We start from the raw sequence: 22,987 nt of genomic DNA, 5'->3' as shown, positions 1-22,987 counted from the left end.
CAGATAAGCGGGATCGAACCGGCCTGGGTGACAGGGAGAACGTCCTGCCCGCGATATACGGGCACACCGACGGTGACCAGAGGCCCGCTCACCTGACGCGGTCCTGCAGGATGCGGCCGGCGCAGACCTCGGCGAAGTGAGGGGCCATCGTGAGCTTGCCCGGATCGATCGAGTGATAGCGACCGGCGGAAGTGACACCGATCGCGAAGCGCTGATGCAATTCGCTGGCGGGATCATAGATGTCGGTCCGGCCCCAGGCCACGATGACACCGCCTTTGACCGAAACGTCCTGCAACTCGTCCGGAGCGAGGTCGCGAAGCGCTGGCACGAACTGGGCCATGGCGCTCAGAGTGCCCTGCAACAGCGACGAACGAAGCGGTTCGGACGGGTAAGTGGGCCATTGCGGCGGCGTGATGTCGCTCGATATCCCCTGCAGGCAAACCGGATACCAGGTCAGATACGTCAATCCGTCGTCATAACTGACCACTTCGCCGAAAGGTCCGGACACGAAGGTGGCGCTCGGCGGCTTCCCGGCGCCTTCAGGCAAGCGGAAGCTGACGCCATATTTCAGCCGATGCATCCATGGCCGATCAGGCAGCAGCCCGCGCTTCTCGTTGATCGCGAATCGTCCTTCCCACAGCGCATTCACGACATGATCGAAGCGCTCGCGGGCGGCCCTTCCGCCTGCTCGCAGCACGACCTCGAGACCGTCGCCGTCCTCGACGGAAATGACTTCATGCCCCGTCCGGACGGCGATCCGGCGATCGGCATTGACCCTGCTCCGCACCGCGTCGGCCAGCGCCACCGGATCGATGGCGACCTCGGGCGTATCAAATGCCGCCACGGCGACCTGCGGATCGAAGTGCGCCTCGCGCTCCGCATGCGACCACATGCGCAGGTCGGCATCGAGGTCACGGCCAAAATAGGCATCGGGTCTTTGCCGGCTGGATTCGCGGATCAGCGCGTGCACGGCAGCGAGATATTGCGACACGTCCTCCGCCGTGCGCTGGCTGTCGCGGTGCACGACATAAGCCGCGGGGCGGGAAACAGCCATGGCGTCCCCGGCCAACCCGAGATGACGCTCGAAAAACGGAGCAAACGCCAGCGCCCCCCGCATCATCATGCGTGCGGTCGAATAGCCGGGGTCATTGGCATACATGTAACCGAGGTGGACCTTGCCCTCGTTCGCGATCGCCGTCCGGCTCAGCAGTTGCTCGTTGCGATCGAACAGCGTGACATCTATGCCGTGTTCAGCAAGTGCCAACGCCACGCAACAACCCTGAAGTCCGCCACCCAAAATCCCGACACGCATACGAAAGACCGAACTCACAACAGCTGACGACCGCTCGCGCACGAGTCGGCCTGAAATTTCAACCACGACGGCAGGGTCACCGGAAACGCGTGCCCCTGCGGAGTCCCCTCACGCCGTCGGCGCCATATAACACAGAAACAGCATGGTACATCGAGGAAAGGGCATCCGCTGCAACTGGGGGCCAACCCTCGCGCGTTCGCCGTTCTGCCGTGAGCGGCCATTCATCGCGCATGAAGTTCGGTCTACGTTGAGACGATGGCAGAGTTTGACTGCTTACTCGCTGTGACAAACAAAAATGCCCGCCGGTACGGCGGGCATTTTCATTCGATATGTTCAGGTCACCAAGTGTAGCGCAGTCCGGCCTGGACACCGTAAATCTGGGTAGCGGGGTTGAACCCAACCGTCTGCGTTCCCGCCGTGCCGCTGCCATGGCCTTCGAGATAGCTGGAGAAATTGGGCGTCCAGAGCACCGTGATCTTCGCGGAACCGCGGCCGCCCAGATTGGCGAAGGTCGGCGCCACAAACGGAATATTGGGTCCGACGAGGCCGCCCACGATGTTGGCGTCGACGATCTTGTACACCTGGCCCGACAGCGTCGGCTGCACGGTGAAGCCCATCCATTTCATCTCGGTGCCAACGCGGCCGCCGCCATGCACCTCGGTGGTGTCCGCAATCTTGGTGCCGAAGTTGGCGGTAAAGACCTCTGTATAGGTCACGCCGGCGGTCGGCTCGAACCAAACCGAATACGGGAAGTCAAAGCGGTACTGGGCGTTGCCGGTGTAGGAGGCCGTGCTGGAGTCGGGCGGAGCAACGGCGAGAGCCGGCGCATTGACCAGCGAATTGCGCGTCCACATCGCCAGAACGGTGAAATCGGCGGAGAAACCGCCATTCAGGTACGACAACGTACCCGATGTCGACGGGATCGATCCGTCAAACCACGGCACAGGCGCCACATTGTACGTGCGCGACCAGGTGTGCGATCCCGTGCCGATGAAAGTCAGGGCGTCGGTCGCAGTGAAGATGCCGATCTTGGTGACGTCGAACGCGCCGGTCACCGTCCAGGTGTGGATCTCGGTGTTGAGGCTGACCGCCTTGTCGACGCTGGTGACGAGGTTCGCGCCATACAGCCATTGCGCCACCGGTGCGACCGCCATGGCGGGCGCCTTCGCATAGGCGAGCGCGCCGAACGGATTGCCCATGCCGTTCGCGGCAAAAGGATCGCGACTGTTGAACTCGCCCTCCTCGCCGCTGAATTGCAGCCTGCCGGGCGGCGCAACGAGCCTGCGCCGCTGAATCTGATCGCGGACATTCTGCAGAATGCTCTGAATGGTGTTGCTGATGATCTGCTGCTGCACGTCGCCCGAATACTGCGCCGCAGCGGGCTGGGACGTGATGGCCAGCAGCGCCGCAGTCGCCAGTAAAGCCTTGGAATATTTATTGAAAATCATTCGCGCCCCCAAAAGACTCGAAATTACGCCGTAAAATAAACAAGTCGGGGGCAAACTCGATAGTGCCGAAAAAGCACAGTTTTAATGAATTGGTAATACAATCTGACGCCCAAAGCCGAGCTCCGAACAATACCTCCAGCAAATCAGCTAGTTATGTTGGTCTTTGCTCGACTTGCCCGGCGACGGCTTCGTTGCATCGGCGCCACTACCCGCAGTTTGCGCATCGGGTTGAGCCGCCGGGGGATTGGCCTCGCGCTCCCTGATCTTCCGGCGCACATCGTCGCGCACGCCTTGAATAATGGTATCCCGAGATGCCTTCGCAGGATCCTCGCAGCGTCCGACGCTCGCGATTGGCAGGGTGAGACACAGACCGAAAAGCAAGGTCCGGCAGAAGTTCAACGAGGGTGTCATGGAGTTACTCCGATCATAACGAAAGCATCGGCGGCGGTTTCGGCGCCCTGGGTCTTGATCCACCCGGCAAGCGCAATCACGGCGTGCAGCTTCCGGTCGCGCGCACGCCGGGATCGGCGCGCCGCGCCGGTTCCGCAATTTGCGGCCAATCGCGCATATCCTTCAGAAAGATACATTCGTCCGCCATTGTATTATAATGAAATCGAGACGCCTGCGTTCGATGTTTCCAAGCGATCAATTTTCGATGCCGTAGCATTTCACGGGCAGGATGATGTTCAGGTCGATTACAAGCGCGAGAACCGGCAGCGGGTTCAGTGACAAGGCTCACAGACAGGCTGCCACCAAAAGCCACCGCGGGCTCCTGTTCGCCCTGGCACTGACGATGATGTTCATCGCCAATACCGGGCTGGCGACGGCTGAAGAAAAGATCGCGCTGGTCGTCGGCAACAGCGCCTATCTCAAGGTTCCGCCTCTCCCCAACCCCGTGAATGACGCCGCCGACATGGCCGCCTCGCTGCAGCGGCTGGGCTTTGCCGTCAAGCACGTCGACAATCTCGACTACAGGGAATTCCGCCGCGCGCTGATCGATTTCGGCAATGCCGCCAAGACCGCGGACAAGGCGGTGATCTTCTATGCCGGCCACGGTGTCGAGATCGACGGAAAGAACTGGCTGATTCCCGTCGACGCCGAGATCAAGTCCGAACTGGACGTATATGCCGAGGCGATCAACCTCGAGACCCTGATCGACATCTCGGTGATGCCGAAGCTCATCGGGCTGGTGATCCTCGATGCCTGCCGCAACGATCCCTTCACGGCCTCCAACGCCGCCGCCAGCCGGTCGCTGGCGAAGAGCACCAAGGATGCCGGCAAGGGCTCGAAGAGCGCCGCCAAAAAGCCTGCTGCCGCCACGATGATTCCGGTCGAACCCGCCGCGCGCGGACTCGTGCCGGTCGAGATCAATGACAACGTGCTGGTGGCCTTCGCCGCCGCCGCCGGAACGACGGCCAATGACGGCACGGGGCGCAACAGCCCCTACTCCGGCTCGTTGCTGCGCCACGTCGAAACGCCCGGCCTCGAAATCAACTACGTGTTCCGCAACGTGCACGACGACGTCGTGCGCGAGACAAGGACCCAGGAGCCCGCGGTCTACGGCACGCTTTCCAGCGAAGAGATCTATCTGAAAGGCGATGCGGCCGTGGCCGCCGCCAATGCCGAGGCCGAGGCCGAGCGCGTGGCATGGACTTTCGTGCGCTCGACCAGCGAGATCGCGACGCTGCGGCGCTTTGCCCAGCAGTTCCCGGCCAGCACGCATGTTGCCGAAGTCAACGATCGCGTTGCGCAACTCGAAGGCGCCGAGAAATTCGCCTGGACCATCGTCCAGAAGCAGAACTCGGTCGCGGCCTACCGGGCGTTCCTCGATCTCTATCCCTACAGCGACAACGTCGAGAGCGCGCGCGTGACGCTTGCCTCGCTCGAAGCCCAGCCCGGCCGCAAGAAATCCGACGCGGGCGGCGTCGACCTGCCCAAGCCGCCGGCCTCGACCTACCAGCTTGCGGCGGCCTCTCCGGAAGCCACGACGAAAGATCAGGATTCCGTGGAGAAGGTCTGGGACGTGCTCAAGGACTCCCGCGACAAGAACGTCGTCGGCAGCTTTGCCCAGAAATATCCGAGCCAGCGCCATAACCGCATTCCCGGCAACAGCGATGTCGGCCTGCGGCGCGTCAACTCGACGGAGTTGATGTTGCGGACCGCGCAGGACAACGAGGTGAACCTTTGTTTCAGCGGCGACGCCAGCTCATGCGTTGCCGCCACCGGCAAATATCCCGATCTGGTTCAACTCCGTTTCCAGCTTTGCCGACTCAAGGGCCATCCGAAGGGTTGCATGCAGGACGCGGTGGACGATGCCCGCAAGCGCGGCTTGCTGGTCTCGGCGTACACGAAGTCTGAGAAGGAAAAGGCGCGCAACCGCGAATACCGGCAAACCGTCGCGCGCGTGCAGCAGAACGTCAGCAACGTCGTCAGTAACGTCGTCAGCACGACCGTGGGCAACGTTGTCAACCAGGCGGTCAGCAATGCGGTGAGCAGCGCGGTCTCGCAGGCTGCAAGCAGCGCCGCTTCGGCGGCTGCAAGCAGGGCTGCGGCCGCAGCGGCGTCTTCCGCCGCCTCTGGCGCGGCCAGCCGGGCTGCATCGAACGCCGCCAGCCGGGCTGCGGCTACCGCGGCATCGAATGCCGCCTCGAACGCCGCGAGCAAGGCAGCATCGTCGGCCGCATCCAGGGCTGCCGGTTCCGCTGCATCCAATGCGGCAAGCAACATCAGGATTCCGTCCGACATAGGGCTCAAGCAGGACATCCACCGGCTTGGCGTCACGGAACACGGCATCGAACTTTATCGCTATCGCTACATCGGCGACGATACGGTCTATGTCGGGGTCATGGCACAGCAAGTGGCACCGCGCGTTCCAGCGGCGGTCTCGCAAGGAGACGACGGATACCTGCAGGTCGACTACAGCCTGCTCGGCCTCGACTTCCTGACCTGGCGCGACTGGACGCTGCGGCATTCGGCCGGGACAGAGGACACGCGCTAGCCTTGCGGTGCTGGATCCCCGGAATCATTGCTGTTGTTGCGCTTCTCCTTGGCGGCACCGTCGAAGCGGCAGACAGCCGCGTTGCCCTGGTCGTGGGAAACGCCAACTACCGCCACGCTCCCGCGCTCGCGACACCCGTCAACGACGCCGAAGACATCGCGGCGATGCTCACCGGGCTCGGCTTCGATGTGGATGTGCGCAAGGATGCATCCGCCGAAGAGCTGAAATCCGCCCTCGACGCGTTTGCGGGAAAGTCGGCCAAGGCCGAGATCGCGATCGTCTATTTTGCAGGATACAGCGTCCATGCCGGCGTCGACGGCTACCTGATTCCCGTCGATGCGCAGCTTGCATCGTCGCTCTCGTTTCGGACCGAGGCGATACCTCTCCGCGCTGCGACGGCAAATGTCGCGAGAGCCCGCGTCCTCGGACTCGTGATCCTCGATGCGTTGCGCGGCAATCCCTTTCCCGCGAAACTCGAGCGGCAGGATGCCGGCCAGGATCACGCTTCCCCGGGCGCCGCCGCTTCTTCCAGGAACGTCCTGGTGTTCTTTTCGACCGAGCCGACCCGCAGGGCCGAAGAGGGCAACGGCCGCAACAGCCCGTTCGCACTAGCCCTGTTGAAGCACCTTCCCGAGCCCGATCTCGAGATCAGCTTCATGTTCCGGAAACTCCGCGACGAGGTCAGGGGCGCGACCGCCCAGAAGCAGACGCCGTACATGTACGGCCAGTTGTCGCGGGACAAAATCTATCTCAACGCCGTCAAGCAGGCGCCGGTGTCGATACCCACGGCCGATCCTGCGTCGGTGCAACCTTGCGACCGGCTGGCTGCGGCGCCGGACGACACGACCAGAAACACAATCGTCAGAGGCGTGAAGCTCGAAGAGATCAAGATCGCCGACGCGATTGCGGCATGCTCCGAAGCCGTCAGGGAGTTTCCGGGGATCGACCGCTTCCACTACCAGCTCGGCCGCGCCTTGTTTGCCGCGCAGGACTATCCGGCGGCGCTGGCGAGCTACAAGAAGGCGTTCGAGCTCGGCAACACCCGCGCGCTCTACGCACTGGGAGCGATGTACGACAATGGCAACGGCGTCGAGAAGGATCCGGCCCGCGCCCGGTTCTATTACGAGATCGCGGCCGAAATGAAATTTGCGCCGGCCATCGTCAGTCTCGGCATTCAGCAGGAGCGCGGGATCGGCGGCGAGAAGGATGCGGCCAAAGCCTACAGCCTCTACCAGCGCGCAGCCGATCTTGGCGATGGGCGTGCCGTGAACAGGCTCGGCGAGCTCACCGAGAAAGGGCTGGGCGTTGCGGCAAACCCCGGGCAAGCCCGCGCGCTCTATGAAAAGAGCGTGGCCATGGGAGAGCCGGAAGCCATGATCAATCTGGCGCGCTGCTACGCCAACGGCATCGGCGGCCGGCAGGACACTGTCGGGGCGAGAAAACTGCTCGCCCGGGCCGCGCAAGCCGGCAGCGCCGAAGCAAGGGAAATTCTGGCGCGGATCGGAAAGGGCAAACAGAAGTAAGCCTGCTTCGCGCGTGCCGGGAGTGACGTCGCGCGAGGAAAGAGAGTCGAGGCGCCGTCAGACGCCAGAACCCGACGCCGGCGCCGTGCTGAGCGGGGCGCCGCCGACCGAGACAGGGCCGACCGGCTTGGGCAGCGGCGGCGGGATCGTCTTTGGCGATCTCCGGACAAACCGGGTGCGGGCCTTGGATGGCGTGATGCTGGACGTCGTCAACGGCCCCACCGCACCTTGCAGGGCGTTCACCTGCACCGTCAGCGCGTGGAGCTGGCGGGATATTCTTCGCAAATCCGACTGCTGGTTTTCGGCGCTCTGCGTGAGCGAGGCCAGCACAGCTGCGTCCTGCTGCTGCGACGACTGGATGTCTATCAGCATCGTCCTGACCAGCGGATCCGGTATCGGCACGGAAACCGTCCTGGGCGGAGACGGCGGGGCAATGCGATTCGACTTCGGCTCAGCGGTGCGAATGAAATCCGGCCAGGAGAAATCGAATTTCGGCAGGGCGATGCGATCGAATTTCGGAAGAGCCAGGCGATCGGCGTTCGGCAAAGCGAAGCGATCGAGATTGGGCAGAAGATTAGCGGTCGCCGCGCCGAGGATGGCCAGCGCCGCCAGCGACACCACGGTCGCCGTCACGCGGCCCGGAGACTTCAGCTGTACCGTCTCCGGCGGCTTGTCTCCTTGCGGTTCTTTGTCCGGTGTCTCGGCCACCTGAGTTCCCTACGTGTCAGCCTGGTTGCAATTTCTCCTCATCAATCGGCTAAAATAAAGCGCCATCGCGGACGATCCGGCGACAACTCTCGCGCGATTGCCCACCCCAATTCAGCCGGGATGATGGGCGGTTATGGTTAAGGATCGGTTATTCCGGGGCCCGTTTCGGCCGCTCCCGAAGCCGTACAATCCCGGGTCTGCGAGTGTGCGCAGGGGAAGCGGCCCTCTGCGCGCCTTTGCCGGGCAAAAGCCTATTCCAGCTGCATGCGAACGCCCTTGGCTCCGTTGAGCAGGCGCTTGAGGTGGAAGCCGGCGAGCGCATCGTCGGCATGCTGGCCCACCAGTGCCGCAAAGGCCGGCATCGCCCCGGCATCGCCAGCCTCGAGCCTGGCGAAGGCCGCGGAATATTGCGCCGTCGCCGGCGAGGAGAAGGCCTCCTCACGCAGCGGCTCGAAGGCGCGGAGCGGTTCGCTGCGCCCGCGCAGCACGATATCGCCGACCGGCCGCCCCCTGAAATTCTCCGCGGCCCTGGCTGCGGACTCGCTGACACAGATCCGCGTACCCAGGAACTTGTTGGCCGCCTGGAGCCGTGCTGCGGTGTTGATGGTGTCGCCGTGAGCCGTGTAGTCGAAGAACTTGCTGCCGCCGAAATTGCCGACCAGAGCGGGGCCGGCGTGAACGCCGATACGCGTGGCGCCGAAATTCACGCCCGCCGCCCGCCAGCGCTGCCTGAATTGTTCGGCCCAGTCGTCGAGCTCGAGCGCGCACGCCACCGCTCGCGTCGCGTAATCCGGCTGGTCGCCGGGCGCGTTGAACAGGATGTGGATTCCGTCGCCGATGATCTTGCCGACCGTTCCCTCATGAGAGAACACGATCTCGGTCATGCCGCCGGTGTATTCGTTGAGCAGCTCGCCCAGAACCTCGGGCGCGAGGTTCTCCACCAACGACGTGAAGCTGGTCACATCGGTGAAGATGGTCGCAACATCGCGGCGATGCACCTCCAGGCCATTTTCGCCCGCGCCCCCGGAAGCCAGCCGACTGGCGAGCTGCGGCGAAAAATAGCGCGACAGCGAGGCGTGCGCCCGCTCGGCCTCGGCCTGGCGCCGCCGCGCCTCGCGCAACAGCTCGATGTGGCGAAGCGTCTTGTCGATGGTGGTTTCGAGGTCGGCGAAATCGATCGGCTTGGTCAGGAAGTCGAACGCGCCGCGGTTCATGGCGGTGCGGATGTTGCTCATGTCACCATAGGCGGAAACGATGATGGTGGACTTCTTGTCGTCCGCCTCCTGCAGCCTGGCCAGCAGGGAAAGCCCGTCCATGCGGGGCATGTTGATGTCGGACACGACCATGTCGACGTCCGGATTGGCCTCCAGCTGCTGCAGCGCCTCGATGCCGTCATGCGCGAACACGAAGCTCACCGCGCCCTCGCGGATCTGGCGGCGGAACTTCTGCAGCACCAGCGCCTCGAGATCGGGCTCGTCATCGACGACAAGGATGGTCGCGGTCATGCGGCTTGCCCAAGTCTCGAATCGATCTCCTGCCGCAGCACCGAAAAATCGATGGGCTTTGTAAGGAGCCCTTCCGCGCCGCGCTCGAGAGCCTTCCTGCGCGTCTCGGCATCGCCATAGGCGGTGATCATGATCACCGGCACGTCCGGCCGCTCGGCGCGCATGTTCGGCAGCATGTCGAGCCCGCTCATCCCCGGCATGTTGATGTCGGAAAGGATCAGGATCAGTGACGGCTCACGCAGCTCGACGGCGCGCTGCAGCGCCACCGGTGCGGACGGAGCGAACTCCATCAGAAAACGCCCGCTGCGCAGCTCACGGCGGAACTGCTGGCGAAACAGGGCTTCCACGTCGGGCTCGTCATCGACGACGAGTATGTAGACGCTCAATTCCTGCCTCCAGTGGTTTCCCTTATCGCACCGCTTCGCGGCAGCGTGATGATGAACTCGGTAAATGACCCCGGCTCGGTCGCGACGTCAATCTTGCCGCCATGCTGTTTCACGACGATGTCGTGGCTCATCGAAAGGCCGAGCCCGGTGCCCTCGCCCGCCGGCTTTGTCGTGAAGAAAGGGTTGAACATCTTGTCTTTCACATCGGACGGAATCCCGGTGCCGTTGTCGCGGATGCGGATTTCAACCCGATTGCCGAGATTCCTGGTCGTCGCGCTCAGCGTCGGCTCGAAACCGTCGCCGGCGCTCTCCTTGCGCTTGGTCGCTGCATAGAAACCGTTCGAGATCAGGTTGAGAAACACGCGGGTGATTTCCTGCGGATAGACGTCGATCATGCCGGCCGCCGGATCGAGGTCTCGCCTGAGCGTGATGTTGAAACCGGATTTCTCCGCCCGGGCGCCGTGATAGGCGAGATTGAGGCTTTCCTCGACGATCGCGTTGATATCGGCCGGCCGATGCTCGCCGGAGCCCTCGCGCGAATGCAGCAGCATGTTCTTGACGATGGAGTCGGCGCGCTTGCCGTGCTGGATCACCTTGTCCAGGTTGCCCTTCAGCATGTGCGTGAGCTCGTCGATCTCCTCGCGGGTCTTGTCGCCGATCGGCGCCGACTTCAGCACATCGTTCAACTCGTCGATCAGCTCGGTCGAGAGCGAGGAGAAATTGTTGACGAAGTTGAGCGGGTTTTTGATTTCGTGCGCGATGCCGGCCGTGAGCTGGCCGAGCGATGCGAGTTTTTCGGTCTGGATCAGGCGGTCCTGCGCGGTGCGCAATTCCTCAAGCGAGAGCGACAACTCCCTGGTCCGCTCCTGAACTTCGTCGAAGAGCCTGACATTTTCGATCGCAATCAGGGCTTGGTCGGCAAAGGTCGTCGCAAGCTCGATCTGCTTTGTGCTGAACGGCCGTACCATGTGCCGCGTCAACACGAATACACCGATCGGCACACCATCGCGCAATAGCGGCACGCCGAGCATGGTTCTCACATTGGCGCTCCTGCGGCCTGCAGAGGGCGCATATTCGGGATCCGCCTGAACATCGGGGACGTGGATGGTCCTGGCCTCCAGCAGGGTCCGTCCGACTACGCTGCCTCTCTCAGGCACGGTCGTGAATGTTGCGAGATGGTTCTTGTGCGCGTCTCCAAGGCCGTAGCTCGCCGCCAGGCGATAGCCCTCATCCGCGGGACGAAAAATCGTTCCCTCATCCGCGTCGCACAAGCGGGCCGCCGATTCGACGAGGGTATCCAGAACGGTTTGCAGATCGAATGCCGAACGACTGATGACCTTCAACACCTCGGCGGTCGCGGTCTGCTGTTGCAGCGACTCGCTCAGCTCGGCCGTGCGCTGTTCGACCTTGTTTTCCAGGTCCGCATAGGATTCCTGCAGGCGGGCGCCCATGTCGTTGAACTGATTGGCAAGGCCTTCCAGCTCGTCGCCGGTCTTGATGGAGATGCGCTGAGCGAAGTCGCCGCCGCCGATCCTCGCGGCGCCGGCGCGCAGTGCCTGGATCGGGCCGACCATGCGCCGCGCCAGAAAGATTCCGGCAAGTACCGCGAAGATCGAGGCGGCCAGCAGCACGATGGCGAGCCGCTTCAGCGCCGCGTACAGCGAGGCATAGGCCTCCTGCACCGGTAGCTCCACGAACATAACCCAGCGCAGCGGCCAGATAGGCGCGGAGGCGGTGAGCACTTCCTGGCCCTGAATGTTGAGTGCGCCCTGCAGCGAGTCGGTGTTGAGAGGGCGCGGCGGCGGTGGCGGCGGCGGGGCGGCCTGCGGCGTAGTCCGTGCGCCGGACGCAGCCTGTGCTGCCTGCAACACGGCGGCGGCCTCTTCCATCTGTTTGGCGATCGCCGCCTGCTCTTCCAGCGCCGCGTGCACCTGGACCAATTTGGACATATCGGTGTTGCGCAGCACCAGGCTGATGTCGGGATGCGCGATGAGGCGTCCCTGCGAGCCAACGACATAGGCGTGGCCGTGCTCGCCGACCTTGATCTGCGAAACCACGTCCCAGATCAGCTTCAGATTGACTTCCGCGATGCTGACGCCGGCGTCCTTGCGCGTGCCGGCGAGCGACAGCGTCATGTAGGGCTCGGATTCCCGGCGGAAATAGATCGGACCGTAATAGACCTTGTTGGCGACGGCCTCGGTGAATTTCGGTTCCTTCGACAGGTCGAGTCCGCTGTCGATGACGTCCATGGCAAGCCGGGAGACCCGCAACCGCTCCTTTCCCGTCGAGTCGATCTGCGCCAGCTCCGTGACGGCAGGCACCTGCCTCAACAGCCGCAGCGCGTCGAAGCGGCGGTTCTCCAGCGAGCCGGCCGACCAGGGCAGCTGGGTCGTCCATCCGAGCTGGCTCTCGATCTCCTTGATGAACTGGCTGATCTTGGCGGCGGCGGCTTCGGCCTGCTCGTGCTGGATCCGGATGAGGGAAGCCTTGTGCTCCCGGTAGTAGAAGTAGACCTCGAAGATTCCGTTCGACAGAAGCGCGATGGCGACCACCGCGACAAACAGCGCAACGTATTTGGCAAACAGCCGGCTGCCGGTTTTCCTCCCGGCCGGTTCCTCCCCGGTTGCCGATACCGCAGCCGGCACAGCCGCCAGAACCTTTTCCTTTGACAGATCTGGATCGAGGGAAATGTTCATCGCGCCAAAGCTAGCAAGAACAACGGTATTTGTCTTTTGTTGCAGTGCAGGATATTGCCGCCTCGATGCCCTTCTCCCGCACCTGCCCGATCACCTGGCGTGCCGCCCCCCGGCATTTGCCACATGCATGCGAGATTCGTCATTCCAGGATGTGATCGGCCCGAACCAGATAGCTCTCTGGTATGTTGAGGCCGAGTGACCTCGCCGCCTTCGTGTTTACGGTCAATTCAAACCTGGTTGGCTGCTCGACCGGCAGTTCGGCGGGTCTTGCGCCTCGAAGTATCTTGTCGACGAAAACGGCGGTCCGGGACACCATCAAATTCACGTCGGGACCATATGACATCAATCCGCCGGCCGATGCCCAGGCGCCCCAGCCTCCTATCAAGGGCAGGCGATTTTCCGTCGCGAAACTCAGGATGCGCGGCATCGAATTCACCATCAGTGTCGACGTCACGACATAGACGGAGTCGACCCGCGCGGCCGTTGCCCGGTCGAAGGCCGCCTGAAGCTCGTCCGTCTTGCGGACCGGCAACGACAGCAACTCCATCTTCAAGGCCTGCGCGGCGCGGGAGGTCTCGGGAAGCTCGTTGTCCAGATGATCGGGATTCCACAGGAAGGCCACCCGGGAAAGACGGGGAACGGCCTCCTTCAGCAACTGGAGGCGCTTCGATCCAAGTTCGTCGTGCAGAAACGTGATTCCGGTGGCGTTCCGCTCTGGCCGGTTCAGGCTGGCAACTAGGCCCAGCCGGACGGGATCGGCGCTGACCGAAAATACGATCGGCAACGACTGCGTCGCATCGCGGACGAAGGGCGCAATGTCGCCGCCAAACGCCATCATGACGTCCGGCCTGGAGGCTGCAAGCTCGGCGGCCAGCGCCGGCAGCCTGCCCGCATCGTTCCCCGCGTAGCGATAATCGTATTGGACGGTCCTGCCGTCGACATATCCGAGCTCGCTCATCGCGCTCAGGAACGGCTTCAGCCCACCGTCTTCCCCCGGCGACCCGTACCGGAGCATTCCGAGCCGCGGAGCCGCCGTCCGGGTTTGCGCACGCGCGAGCGCGCTCCAGAGCGCTGCAACGCCTCCCGCAACAATGATATCACGCCGCCTCATGCGATGATCCCTGGACTGAGCCGACTCTATCATTACCACCGTATCGCGCGCCGCGGCGTCATTCGATGACCTCGTCGGCGCGTGCGAGCAGGGTTGGCGGTATGGAAAGGCCGAGAGCCCTGGCCGTCTTGAGATTGACCACGGTCTCGAATTTCGCAGGCTGCTGGACCGGCAGCTCGGAGGGTTTGGCGCCCTTCACGATGCGATCCACATAACCTCCGACGAGCCGGTATTGCTCGGATTGCAGCGGACCGTAGGAGCAGATCGCCCCGCTTCTGGCGAATATCGACCACCCCGCAATCACGGGCACGCGCTGCTGGCTGGCGAAATCGATCACCACCTGACGGTTCTGCACGGCAAAGCCGTCGGAGAAAATCGAGATCGCCTGCACGGGATCGGACCTCAACGCGGCGAACGCGTCGTCCAGCGCGCTTCGGGTCGGCGTCGGATAGAACCGGATTTCGATGCCGAGCCGCTGACCGGCCTCTTCGCAATTGGCGCGCTCGAGATTGACGCCGTGATGCTCCGGGTTGGCGATGATGGCGACGCGGCGCAGTTCGGGAACGATGTCGCGCAGGATTTCCAGCCGCTTGCTGTTCAGTTCGGCCGCCATCAGCGTGAGGCCGGTCATGTTGCCGCGGGGACGCGCCAGGCTGTCGGCGAAGCCGGCCGAAACCGGATCGCCGCTGAAGATGTACACGACGGGCACAGGCAGGTTGAGCTTGCTCACTGCGGATACGGCCGCCCCCTGGGCGACGATGAGTTCGACGCGGTCGCTCACCAATTCGGACGCGAGCATCGGCACCTGATCGAGCCGATCGTTGCCGAACCGGTATTCAATGAGGAGATTCCGTCCCTCGACATAGCCGAGTTCGGCAAAACCCTGCCGCATGGCCACAAGGTTGGGCGTGAGGCTGGCCTCCTGCTGCGCGGTCAGCCACCCGATCTTGAGGGTCTTGGCGCTGTTCTGGGCGGCGGCAATCCGCGGCAGACCCGCCAAGGCGGCCATGAAGGTCAAGAAGGCACGCCTGTCCATTTTTCCCTTTCCTTGGCCACTGTCGAAGCGCAGCTTCCGAAAAACCCCCAGCGTTCTCAATCATAATCTTTTTTGAGCCGCCGCGGAATTTTCAGGGAAGCACTGCCTTGCGGGATCGCCGCGCATCGACTGCCTGCCCTCTGAACCCGACCGCACGGCAAGGTGACGCGCTGACAGGTTCGCCCTGTGGATAAATCCGGCTGTCACCGGCGCGTAACAAACCGCGGCTAGCTTTCGCCCGCGTCTGATCAGGCCCCCCGTCTCAGATCACACGCCCCAGCGGTCCCCGTCAGTCGCCGCGTCTGACCGGGGCCGCTTCTTTTTTTGGCTGCCGGGCGCAATGCGCGGCGCAGTCATGCGGGGCCGCGGTGCGATGGCACCTTGCCGGCCCGCGGGCCGCGGGTCACAATCGCCGCCCCTCCCGCCTTCGCGCCCACAGGATCGATCATGCAAATTCGCAATCTCGGCGGCTCCGGCTTGCGCGTCTCCGCCGTCGGCCTCGGCTGCAACAATTTCGGCCAGCGCACCGATCTGGAAACCTCACGCAAGGTGATCCACCGCGCCATCGACCTCGGCGTGACGCTGTTCGACACCGCCGACATCTATGCCGGCATGGGCGGCTCGGAGACCGTGCTCGGCACCGTGCTCGGCGACCGCCGCAAGGACATCGTGCTGGCGACGAAATACTCCAAGCCGATGAGCAAGGACGGCACCAAACAGGGCGCCTCGCGCCGCTACATCATGGAGGCGGTGGAAGCGAGCTTGCGGCGGCTGAAGACCGATTACATCGATCTCTACCAGCAGCACGATTACGATCCGCTGACGCCGATCGAGGAGAGCTTGCGCGCGCTGGACGATCTCGTCCGGCAAGGCAAGGTGCGCTATATCGGCAATTCCAATTTTCCGGCCTGGCGCATTGCGGAGGCCGAGCATGTCGCGCGCGCGATGAACGTCAGCCGCTTCGTCTCCTGCCAGGACGAGTACAGCCTCGTGGTGCGCGACATCGAGAAGGATCTGCTGCCGGCGGCGCAGGAGTACAAGCTCGGCCTGTTGCCGTTCTTCCCGCTGGCGAGCGGCCTGCTCACCGGCAAGTACAAGCGCGGCGCGGCGCCGCCGGACGATACGCGCTTCGGCAAGGCGCCGGCGCTCAGGGATCGCTACGTCACGGCGCGCAACGAGGACATCGTCGAGAAGCTGCAGGCCTTTGCGCAGGCGCGCGGGCATACGATGCTGGAGCTGGCGTTCTCCTGGCTGGCGTCGCGCCCGCAAGTGTCGAGCGTGATCGCAGGCGCCACGCGCGTCGAGCAGATCGAGCAGAACGTCAAGGCGATCGAGTGGGCGCTCAGCGTGGAGGATGTGGCTGAGATCGACCGGATTACGAAGGGCTAATGAGGCAGCGGCGGTGCTTCCGCTCCCTCTCCCCGCTCTTCGCGGGGAGAGGGTTGGGGTGAGGGGCTCTATCCGGAGAGCGCGGCCTGGATGGTGAGCAACACGCCTTCGATATTGCCGAGCACGTCATTGTTCCAGAAGCGGATGACTTTGTAGCCCTCCTCGTTCAAGCGACGGTCTCGAACTACATCGGCCGCAGACTCGTTGTGCTGACCGCCATCGACTTCAACGACCAAAAGCTTTTCGCGGCAGACAAAGTCGCAGATGTACCCTGCGATGGGCTGCTGCCGGACGAACTTGTGTCCATCGATTTGCCTGTTGCGAATACGATTCCATAAGACCGTCTCGGCGTTGGTTTGATTGGTGCGCAAGCGTCTCGCGAATCGGATGGTCTCTTCCTTGCGGCCACGCATCGCCCTGCCCCTCACCCGGATTGCATTTCATGCAATCCGACCTCTCCCCGCAAGAGGGCGGGGAGAGGTTAAGCAAGCAGCCCCTTCATCGGCTTCGCGCTCGCGCTATCGGGAAACACCGTCTGCGCCAGCGCAGACTCTCCGATGCCGAGATGATCGTGCAGCACGCCCTTGAAGACGGCGCGCAGATCGGTGGTGGGGGCGAGGTCGCGGCCCTGGTAGAGGTTGGCGGGTTTCAGCCCCGGCCAGTCGGAGATGATCCTGCCACCCTTCACCGCGCCGCCGACGAGCAGCGCCACCGTGCCGGTGCCGTGGTCGGTGCCTTCGGTGCCGTTGATGCGCGCGGTGCGGCCGAATTCCGTGGCGACGACGACGACGGTATCGCGCCAGCGCGCCGCCAGCCCGCTCTCGAATTCCGCCAGCGCCCCGTCGAGGCCGCCGAGCAGCTGCGCGAGCCGGCCGGTCGCGCCGCCTTCATTGGCGTGGGTGTCCCAGCCGTCGAAGGCGAGTGCGGCGATACGCGGACCGTCGTCGGCCGCCATCAGCTTTGCGGCGCCGCGCGCCACCAGCCGCATCGCGGCCGCACCATTGATGCCGGGTTTTGGCTTCATGTCGTCGCCCTTGGCGACCTTGTCGAGCTGCAGGCCGGCGGCGAGTGCTTTCGCCAGCGCGGGATCGCGCTGGCTGTAGAGATCCATCAGCCGCATGGCGGTGTCTTCCGCGGCCTGCGGCAGCGCCACCGGCGCCCAGGCGACGGTGGGCGCGGCTCCGCGCAGGATCAGCGGCGTGGTCGGGCCGACCGCAAGCCCGCTCGTCACCCGCTCGCCGCGCGGCAAGGATTCCAGCGCGCGGTTGAGCCAGCCGGATTGCACGCGGCCCGGGCCGGCAAAGCCGCTTTCCAGCACGTCCTGCCCGTCGAAATGCGAGCGCTCGCGATAGGAGGTGGCCACCGCATGAACGACCGCGGCGCGCTTCTCGCGATACATGCGCGAAAACTCCGGCATGGCCGGATGCAGGCCGAAGAAATTGTCGAGCATGGTCGCGCCCTTCGCGCCGCTGGAGGTCAGCGCGATCGAGCCGTGCAGAGCGGCATAATCGGGGTCGCCGATCGGCGCAACCGTCGCAAGCCCGTCCAGCGCGCCGCGCAGGATGACGACGATCAGGCGCGGATCGCGGCCTTCGGCGGCACGGGCGAATTTCGGCAAGTATGCCCAGGCGGCAAAGGAGGCGCCGCCAAACAGCAGCGAGCGTCGCGTGAGCGACGATGCCCGGCTTTCGCAACAATCCATTGTCGTTTCCATCGGTACTATCTCCTCTGGAATTCCGGCGACATCAGCAACAGCGCGAGCGCCTGCTGGCGCGTCTCCGCGCGCTCCACCGTGCGCCGCGTCTCGGGCGAAGCGGCATTTGCGGCAACGACTTCGAGCAGATCTCGGGGATCGACGCTGTCGGCAATGCGCGAGGCGACTTGCGCCGCAATGTCGAGCCTGAGTTTCATGCCCTCGGGCGCGGCCCAGGCGGCGTTGGTGTCGGGAAAACCGTTGGGCCCGGCGGGGGACCACAGCGGCTGGCCCAGCGTGTTGAGGCCGCCGAGATAGCGCCCGGGATCCCCCGGAATCCGCGCCAGCACGCGGCCGGTCGCGATCATGAATTCGTAAGGGCTGCGGATCTTGGTCAGCGGCGCCTTCCACGCTTCGTCGGCGTCGATGAGCGCCAGCGTCATCGCGCGCAAGTCGCCGTCGGTCCTGGTGAACACGTCCTGCAGCCTTGCGACCAGCGCCGGCGGCGGATCGTCGGCGACGAAGTGGCGAACGAACTTGGCGGCGACGAATTTCGCGGTCGAAGGATGCCGCGCGAGATCGGCGAGAACGGCCTCGCCCTGCGCGACGCCGCCTGCCTCGTAGGTCTTGCCGAGCACGCGATGCGCGCCCGGCTGATGCGCATTGGCGTTGAACACGAAGGTGCCGGGCGTGCCGAGCTGGCCGAGCCTGCCGGCATAGGTCCACCCGGTAATGACGCGCGCCAGCGAGGTGACGTCTTCCTGGGTGTAACCGCCGTCGACGCCGAGCGTATGCAGCTCCATGATCTCGCGCGCGAGATTCTCGTTGAGCCCGCGATTGCGGAAGATGCCGGCGCGGGAATCCGGCCCCAGCGATTGCTGGTTGTCGAGGAAGAACAGCATCGCCGGATGCTGCTCCACCGCCTTCAGCATGTCGGTGAAACGGCCGAACACATGCGGCCTGATCGCCTCGCGCTCGAACGAACCGGCCCACATCCGCGCCAGCCCGCCCTTGCTGGCGGATATGCAGAAATGATTGGACCAGAACGCCACCAGCCGTTCGACGATGCCGCAATCGGCCATGGTCGCGCGCTGGATGCGCGCCAGCGCCTCGGCGCGAAACGTCTTCTGGATCACGTTCGGCGGTTGCGGCGGCGGGGCCTTCGCGCCGGGCGGCATCGGCTCGGCCGGCGGCGCGGCCGCACTGCCCGCCTCGCCTTGCTGCATCGACGGCTCTTTCGGAGCCATCTCCATCGCGATGCGGTTGAGCGAAAGGTTGCGCGTTTGCTTTGGCGCGGCTTCGGAGGATTGCGGCGCTTCGGTCGCAGCACCGCGGTTGCCCGGTTTCGCCGCGGCGTTGCGCGCCTGCTGAATCTCGAACTGATAGTCGAACACGGCTTTCGCCAGCGCCGGCGTCGAGGCAAGGCCGGGCAGCTCCAGTAATGCGCCGTTCGTACGATTCAGCTCCGCCTTCACAAAACCGCGCGGATCGGAAGCCGCATTGATGAAATCGCCGGACGCACCGCCCCGCGCGCCGAAACCGAAGCGATTGAGGGCAACGAGCGCGGCTTGCGAATCGCGGGCCATCCGGTTTCCCTCGGGGCTTCCCTCGAAGCGTGCTTGATCTCTGATTTGCGGGAGATCATAACGCCATCCGGGATGAACCCGGGATTAATTCAGCGCAGGAAACCGGCCCGATTGATGACAAATCGGTCAGAAACTCCAGGCCCGCGCCGCCTCGCCTGCTCCGCCTGCGGGACGGAATTTTCCTGCAGCCTTGCGGGCGGATGCTGGTGCGCGGATGAGTCGTTCCGGCTGCCGCTGCCGGCGGATGCCAGCGACTGCCTGTGTCCGGATTGCCTGCGCAAGCTCGCGGCGCAGCAAACGCCGTCGCGAGGAGCGTGAACGACGAAGCTGAGGGGTCGGGGCAGCCCGTAGATTAGACTGGAAGGTTTGGCATCTCATCAAAGATTTGGTCGCGATAGGTTCGACCCGTCGACTTCTTCCGAACGCCGCCCCACTGCTTGAAGAAGAAGGCTGTGCCAGCCGGCCGGCAGGCAGCCTCGATCTCATCGACCCACTCCTCTAGCATCGGTCGCGCACGTGGACCGCTCTCGCCACCGACTATCGCCCAATGGATGCCTGTAAGATTCGCTGCGCCAACTGAACCCAACAAAGGCTCAAAGGAAATAAACCTGATCGCGGCATTCACCTTGCGTAGCGCGTCGATACGATCGAGGTGTTCAGCATTTTCGACACTGGTACCAAGCCATACATTCGGCAACATCTTCAGGCCCGCCGTGATCTTGGCCATGCGCACCGGCCTCTTGGTCAGAATTTGATAAGTGTGCCATTGCGTGGAGGCCATCACCGCCCAGACGTCAGCGACGAAATCCTCCGGAACTGCATCGTGAAATAGGTCGGACATCGAATTCACAAAAATACGCCGCGGACGTCGCCACTTCACTGGCGCCACCAAAGCCTCTCGATCGAGCCGAATTTTTCCGGTCCACTTCGCCCGTCCACCACTCTTACGCGTGAGGCCGCGGTATTTCGCCACTCCCATTGCATCGAGCCTCGCCGCCATCCGCATTGCATAACAATTCGTACAGCCGGGCGACAGCACACTACAACCAGCCACCGGATTCCAGGTTGCGTCGGTCCACTCGATCGCAGTTTCAGCCATGTTTCCTCAAAACAGTCTTCCCTGAACATGCACGTTGCTGATGTCACCCCAAAGCTTTCTGCCAAGTTCGTTAGCACTCACGAAGACGAGCCAATAGAGTCTTTGTCCGCCGGTCGCCGACACTAGTTCAATACCCTCGGCAGGAGAGGTACCGAGACGACGAATAAGACCTAACCAGTAATGAAGCAAATCGGTTCTCACCGCTTGGTCAACGCGGTTCGGGTCAACGGCATCACGCCAACCCGGCATGAACGCATCGAGCACACGTCCGTCATCCAAGTAACGCCGCAAATTGCGCTGCAGATCAAAGACGCTAACGTGTATTAGCATGTCCATCCTCGGCAACTTTGCCAACCGTTGGATGATCGAGAACGGCAAGTTTTCGAGATTGTATGGGTCAAGAAAGGCGAAATGGAGTCCGGAGGGATCGAGCGCATAGGCAACGCGCTCAACGGCCTTCTCCGCCGACTCGTTGTAGAAGTGAGCCGCTCCACCGAGACTCTCAATTCTCTGGCGCAGCGCGTCGACATTGTCTGCATCTATATCGTTGAAATGCAGGTCAGAGAATCTAGTGCGGCTTTGTAGGGCGGCGCGATAAGCTACGAGCGGGCTACCGTCGATAAATTGGCCATTGTCATCGCGTTGTGAGCGCCCAGGTCCAGAAAACAGATCGACAAAGGCAGCGCCTCCGGACCCGCGCGGCGGCAAGAACATCGCTCGCGCACCACGGTAGGCGTCGATGTATTTCCGAAGCCTCTCATGCTTTTCCAAGGCCCATGGACCTACAATGTCAGCTATGAGCCCGTCAGACGGATCAATTGCCCTTCTTGCCACCCAATATCCCCCCTTTTAGCATTCTACCAAAACTAGCAATAAATTGAAATCGCCCGGAGGAATTGTCTAGCGATAGCGGAAAGGGGCTCCGCGTGGAGTGAGCGATTTTGACCTCCCGACATCCGAACTGCCATGACACCCAGGAAGTCCCTGCAGCTGCTGCTTGCGCTTCAGTGCCCAAAAAAACTTCACTTTGATCTGAAGCAACACGACAAATAAAGTTTGCGCTTGATGTTGTAATTTCAGCAGCGGGCACGGAGAAGCACCGATGAGCACCCTGACCAAGCTTGCACTCGGCGCCATGGGGCAGTTGCGGCCAAGACCGGCGCGCGGCAATGCCGCGCCGAAAATCGCCCTGCCTGCACCAGACAAGACAGGCGGCATGCCATTGATGGAAGCGATCGCCCGGCGCCGTTCGATGCGGGAATTTTCGCGCAAGGAATTGCCACTGCCCCTGCTCGCCAATCTGTTGTGGGCTGCCAACGGCATCAATCGTGCGGATGGCGGCCGTACCGCACCGTCAGCGATGAACGCGCAGGAGATCGACATCTACGTGGCGCTTGCGTCGGGCGCATATCTCTATGACGCGAAGGCCAACGAGCTACAGCTCGTCGCCGGCAACGACGTGCGGCGCGTCACCGGTTATCAGGATTTCGTCGACGAGGCGCCGCTCGATCTCGTTTATATCGCCGACCACAGCCGCATGAAGCTGATCCCGGTGTCGCAGCGCGGGAGCTTTGCCTCCGCGGCAGCAGGTGCGGTTGCGCAAAATGTCTATCTGTTCGCCGCCGGCAACGGGCTCGCCACCGTCATTCGCGCCTGGATCGACCGTGAGGCGATCGCCAATGCGCTCGGCCTGCCGCACGATCATCAGGTGCTGCTGTCGCAGACGGTCGGCTTTCAAGGGGAGTAAGCGCGCGCCTACCGCACCACCGCCGCGGTCTGGCCGAACAGGATCCGGCGCTCTTCCTCGGTGCGGTTGACCGGCTGGCCGAAATTCGGGTTGACCTCCTTCGCCTTCGCATAGGCGCGCAGCGTGGCGGGACGCTCGCGGATGGTTTCCAGCCAGCGCTTCAGATGCGGGAAGTCGTCGATGTTCTGGCCCTGGTTCTTCCACGGCACGACCCAGGGATAGCTTGCCATGTCGGCGATGGAATAGTCGCCTGCGATGAATTCGCGGTCGGCGAGGCGCTTGTTGAGCACGCCATAGAGGCGGTTGGTCTCGTTCACGTAGCGGTCGATGGCGTATTTGATCTTTTCCTGCGCATAGACGTTGAAGTGATGGTTTTGCCCCGCCATCGGGCCGAGGCCGCCCATCTGCCAGAACGTCCACTGGATCACGTCGTAGCGGGCGTGAAGATCGGCCGGCAGGAACTTGCCGGTCTTCTCGCCGAGGTAGAGCAGCATCGCACCGGACTCGAAGATCGAGATCGGCTTGCCACCGCCCTTCGGCTCGTGATCGATCATCGCGGGAATGCGGTTGTTCGGCGATATCTTCAGGAAGTCGGGCTTGAACTGCTCGCCCTTGCCGATCTGGATCGGGATGATCCGATACGGCAGCCCCGTCTCTTCGAGGAACATCGTGATCTTGTGGCCGTTCGGCGTGGTCCAGTAATAGAGATCGATCATGGCGGCGGTCCTGCGCTCGTGAATTGATGCAGCG

General features: G+C 63.4%; 19 protein-coding genes. 4 read left to right on the top strand and 15 right to left on the bottom strand.

Features of this window, described 5'->3' with window-relative positions; genetic code table 11:
- Positions 1 to 88 precede the first annotated feature (88 nt).
- The 3 genes from HZB49_RS27870 to HZB49_RS27860 form a co-directional block, all read right to left on the bottom strand.
- Complete coding sequence (locus tag HZB49_RS27870; protein WP_291617316.1) at positions 89 to 1,354, bottom strand: FAD-dependent oxidoreductase; 1,266 nt, start codon at positions 1,352 to 1,354, stop codon at positions 89 to 91.
- Positions 1,355 to 1,650: 296 nt separating this feature from the next.
- A complete protein-coding gene (locus HZB49_RS27865; protein ID WP_291617314.1) occupies positions 1,651 to 2,760 on the bottom strand; it encodes an autotransporter domain-containing protein in 1,110 nt (369 codons plus the stop codon).
- A gap of 147 nt (positions 2,761 to 2,907) precedes the next feature.
- The gene (locus HZB49_RS27860; RefSeq protein WP_291617312.1) at positions 2,908 to 3,171 is read right to left on the bottom strand and encodes a hypothetical protein; all 264 of its coding nucleotides are present in this window, start codon (positions 3,169 to 3,171) and stop codon (positions 2,908 to 2,910) included.
- 382 nt (positions 3,172 to 3,553) lie between these two features.
- Between HZB49_RS27860 and HZB49_RS27855 the strand changes: the two genes are divergently transcribed.
- Entirely contained in the window at positions 3,554 to 5,758 is a 2,205-nt protein-coding gene (locus HZB49_RS27855; RefSeq protein ID WP_291617310.1) for a caspase family protein, read from the top strand.
- A 2-nt stretch (positions 5,759 to 5,760) separates the two neighbouring features.
- On the top strand, positions 5,761 to 7,281 hold the full coding sequence (locus tag HZB49_RS27850; protein ID WP_291617307.1) for a caspase family protein: 1,521 nt from the start codon (positions 5,761 to 5,763) through the stop codon (positions 7,279 to 7,281).
- 57 nt (positions 7,282 to 7,338) lie between these two features.
- Here the strand turns inward: HZB49_RS27850 and HZB49_RS27845 are convergent, their stop codons facing one another.
- The 6 genes from HZB49_RS27845 to HZB49_RS27820 all read right to left on the bottom strand — a co-directional run bounded on the left by HZB49_RS27845 (position 7,339) and on the right by HZB49_RS27820 (position 14,723).
- Positions 7,339 to 7,989, bottom strand: a complete 651-nt coding sequence (locus HZB49_RS27845) for a hypothetical protein (RefSeq protein ID WP_291617306.1) — start codon at positions 7,987 to 7,989, stop codon at positions 7,339 to 7,341.
- 251 nt (positions 7,990 to 8,240) lie between these two features.
- On the bottom strand, positions 8,241 to 9,494 hold the full coding sequence (locus tag HZB49_RS27840; protein ID WP_291617304.1) for an adenylate/guanylate cyclase domain-containing protein: 1,254 nt from the start codon (positions 9,492 to 9,494) through the stop codon (positions 8,241 to 8,243).
- Positions 9,491 to 9,880: a response regulator gene (locus HZB49_RS27835; RefSeq protein WP_291617302.1), complete on the bottom strand. Its 390-nt coding sequence runs from the start codon at positions 9,878 to 9,880 to the stop codon at positions 9,491 to 9,493. Before HZB49_RS27835 ends, HZB49_RS27840 begins: the two co-directional genes overlap by 4 nt.
- Positions 9,877 to 12,576 (bottom strand): ATP-binding protein, encoded by a 2,700-nt coding sequence (locus HZB49_RS27830; protein ID WP_291617300.1) that lies wholly within the window; start codon positions 12,574 to 12,576, stop codon positions 9,877 to 9,879. Before HZB49_RS27830 ends, HZB49_RS27835 begins: the two co-directional genes overlap by 4 nt.
- A 139-nt stretch (positions 12,577 to 12,715) precedes the next feature.
- Positions 12,716 to 13,591: an ABC transporter substrate-binding protein gene (locus tag HZB49_RS27825; RefSeq protein WP_291617298.1), complete on the bottom strand. Its 876-nt coding sequence runs from the start codon at positions 13,589 to 13,591 to the stop codon at positions 12,716 to 12,718.
- 154 nt (positions 13,592 to 13,745) lie between these two features.
- Entirely contained in the window at positions 13,746 to 14,723 is a 978-nt protein-coding gene (locus HZB49_RS27820) for an ABC transporter substrate-binding protein (protein WP_291617297.1), read from the bottom strand.
- Positions 14,724 to 15,170: 447 nt separating this feature from the next.
- On the opposite strand from HZB49_RS27820, the gene HZB49_RS27815 reads away from it, so the two are divergent.
- A complete protein-coding gene (locus HZB49_RS27815) occupies positions 15,171 to 16,112 on the top strand; it encodes an aldo/keto reductase (protein WP_291617295.1) in 942 nt (313 codons plus the stop codon).
- A 68-nt stretch (positions 16,113 to 16,180) separates the two neighbouring features.
- On the opposite strand, the gene HZB49_RS27810 is transcribed toward HZB49_RS27815, so the two are convergent.
- The 5 genes from HZB49_RS27810 to HZB49_RS27785 form a co-directional block, all read right to left on the bottom strand.
- On the bottom strand, positions 16,181 to 16,525 hold the full coding sequence (locus HZB49_RS27810; RefSeq protein ID WP_291617294.1) for a DUF559 domain-containing protein: 345 nt from the start codon (positions 16,523 to 16,525) through the stop codon (positions 16,181 to 16,183).
- Between the two features lie 68 nt (positions 16,526 to 16,593).
- On the bottom strand, positions 16,594 to 17,826 hold the full coding sequence (locus HZB49_RS27805; RefSeq protein WP_291617292.1) for a DUF1501 domain-containing protein: 1,233 nt from the start codon (positions 17,824 to 17,826) through the stop codon (positions 16,594 to 16,596).
- A gap of 5 nt (positions 17,827 to 17,831) precedes the next feature.
- A complete protein-coding gene (locus tag HZB49_RS27800; protein ID WP_291617291.1) occupies positions 17,832 to 19,391 on the bottom strand; it encodes a DUF1800 family protein in 1,560 nt (519 codons plus the stop codon).
- Positions 19,392 to 19,743: 352 nt separating this feature from the next.
- Positions 19,744 to 20,490: a DUF5131 family protein gene (locus HZB49_RS27790; protein WP_291617287.1), complete on the bottom strand. Its 747-nt coding sequence runs from the start codon at positions 20,488 to 20,490 to the stop codon at positions 19,744 to 19,746.
- A 6-nt stretch (positions 20,491 to 20,496) separates the two neighbouring features.
- Positions 20,497 to 21,261, bottom strand: coding sequence for a three-Cys-motif partner protein TcmP (locus HZB49_RS27785; RefSeq protein ID WP_291617285.1), 765 nt, complete (start codon positions 21,259 to 21,261; stop codon positions 20,497 to 20,499).
- A gap of 331 nt (positions 21,262 to 21,592) precedes the next feature.
- On the opposite strand from HZB49_RS27785, the gene HZB49_RS27780 reads away from it, so the two are divergent.
- Positions 21,593 to 22,237 carry a nitroreductase family protein gene (locus tag HZB49_RS27780; protein WP_291617283.1) on the top strand — a complete coding sequence of 215 codons (645 nt, stop codon included), beginning with the start codon at positions 21,593 to 21,595 and terminating at the stop codon, positions 22,235 to 22,237.
- 8 nt (positions 22,238 to 22,245) lie between these two features.
- On the opposite strand, the gene HZB49_RS27775 is transcribed toward HZB49_RS27780, so the two are convergent.
- Positions 22,246 to 22,953: a glutathione binding-like protein gene (locus HZB49_RS27775; RefSeq protein WP_291617281.1), complete on the bottom strand. Its 708-nt coding sequence runs from the start codon at positions 22,951 to 22,953 to the stop codon at positions 22,246 to 22,248.
- Positions 22,954 to 22,987 lie beyond the last annotated feature (34 nt).

It is taken from the genome of Bradyrhizobium sp. (assembly GCF_016219575.1).
Classification (GTDB): Bacteria; Pseudomonadota; Alphaproteobacteria; order Rhizobiales; family Xanthobacteraceae; genus Bradyrhizobium.
This window is presented reverse-complemented; position numbering and strand designations above follow the sequence as displayed.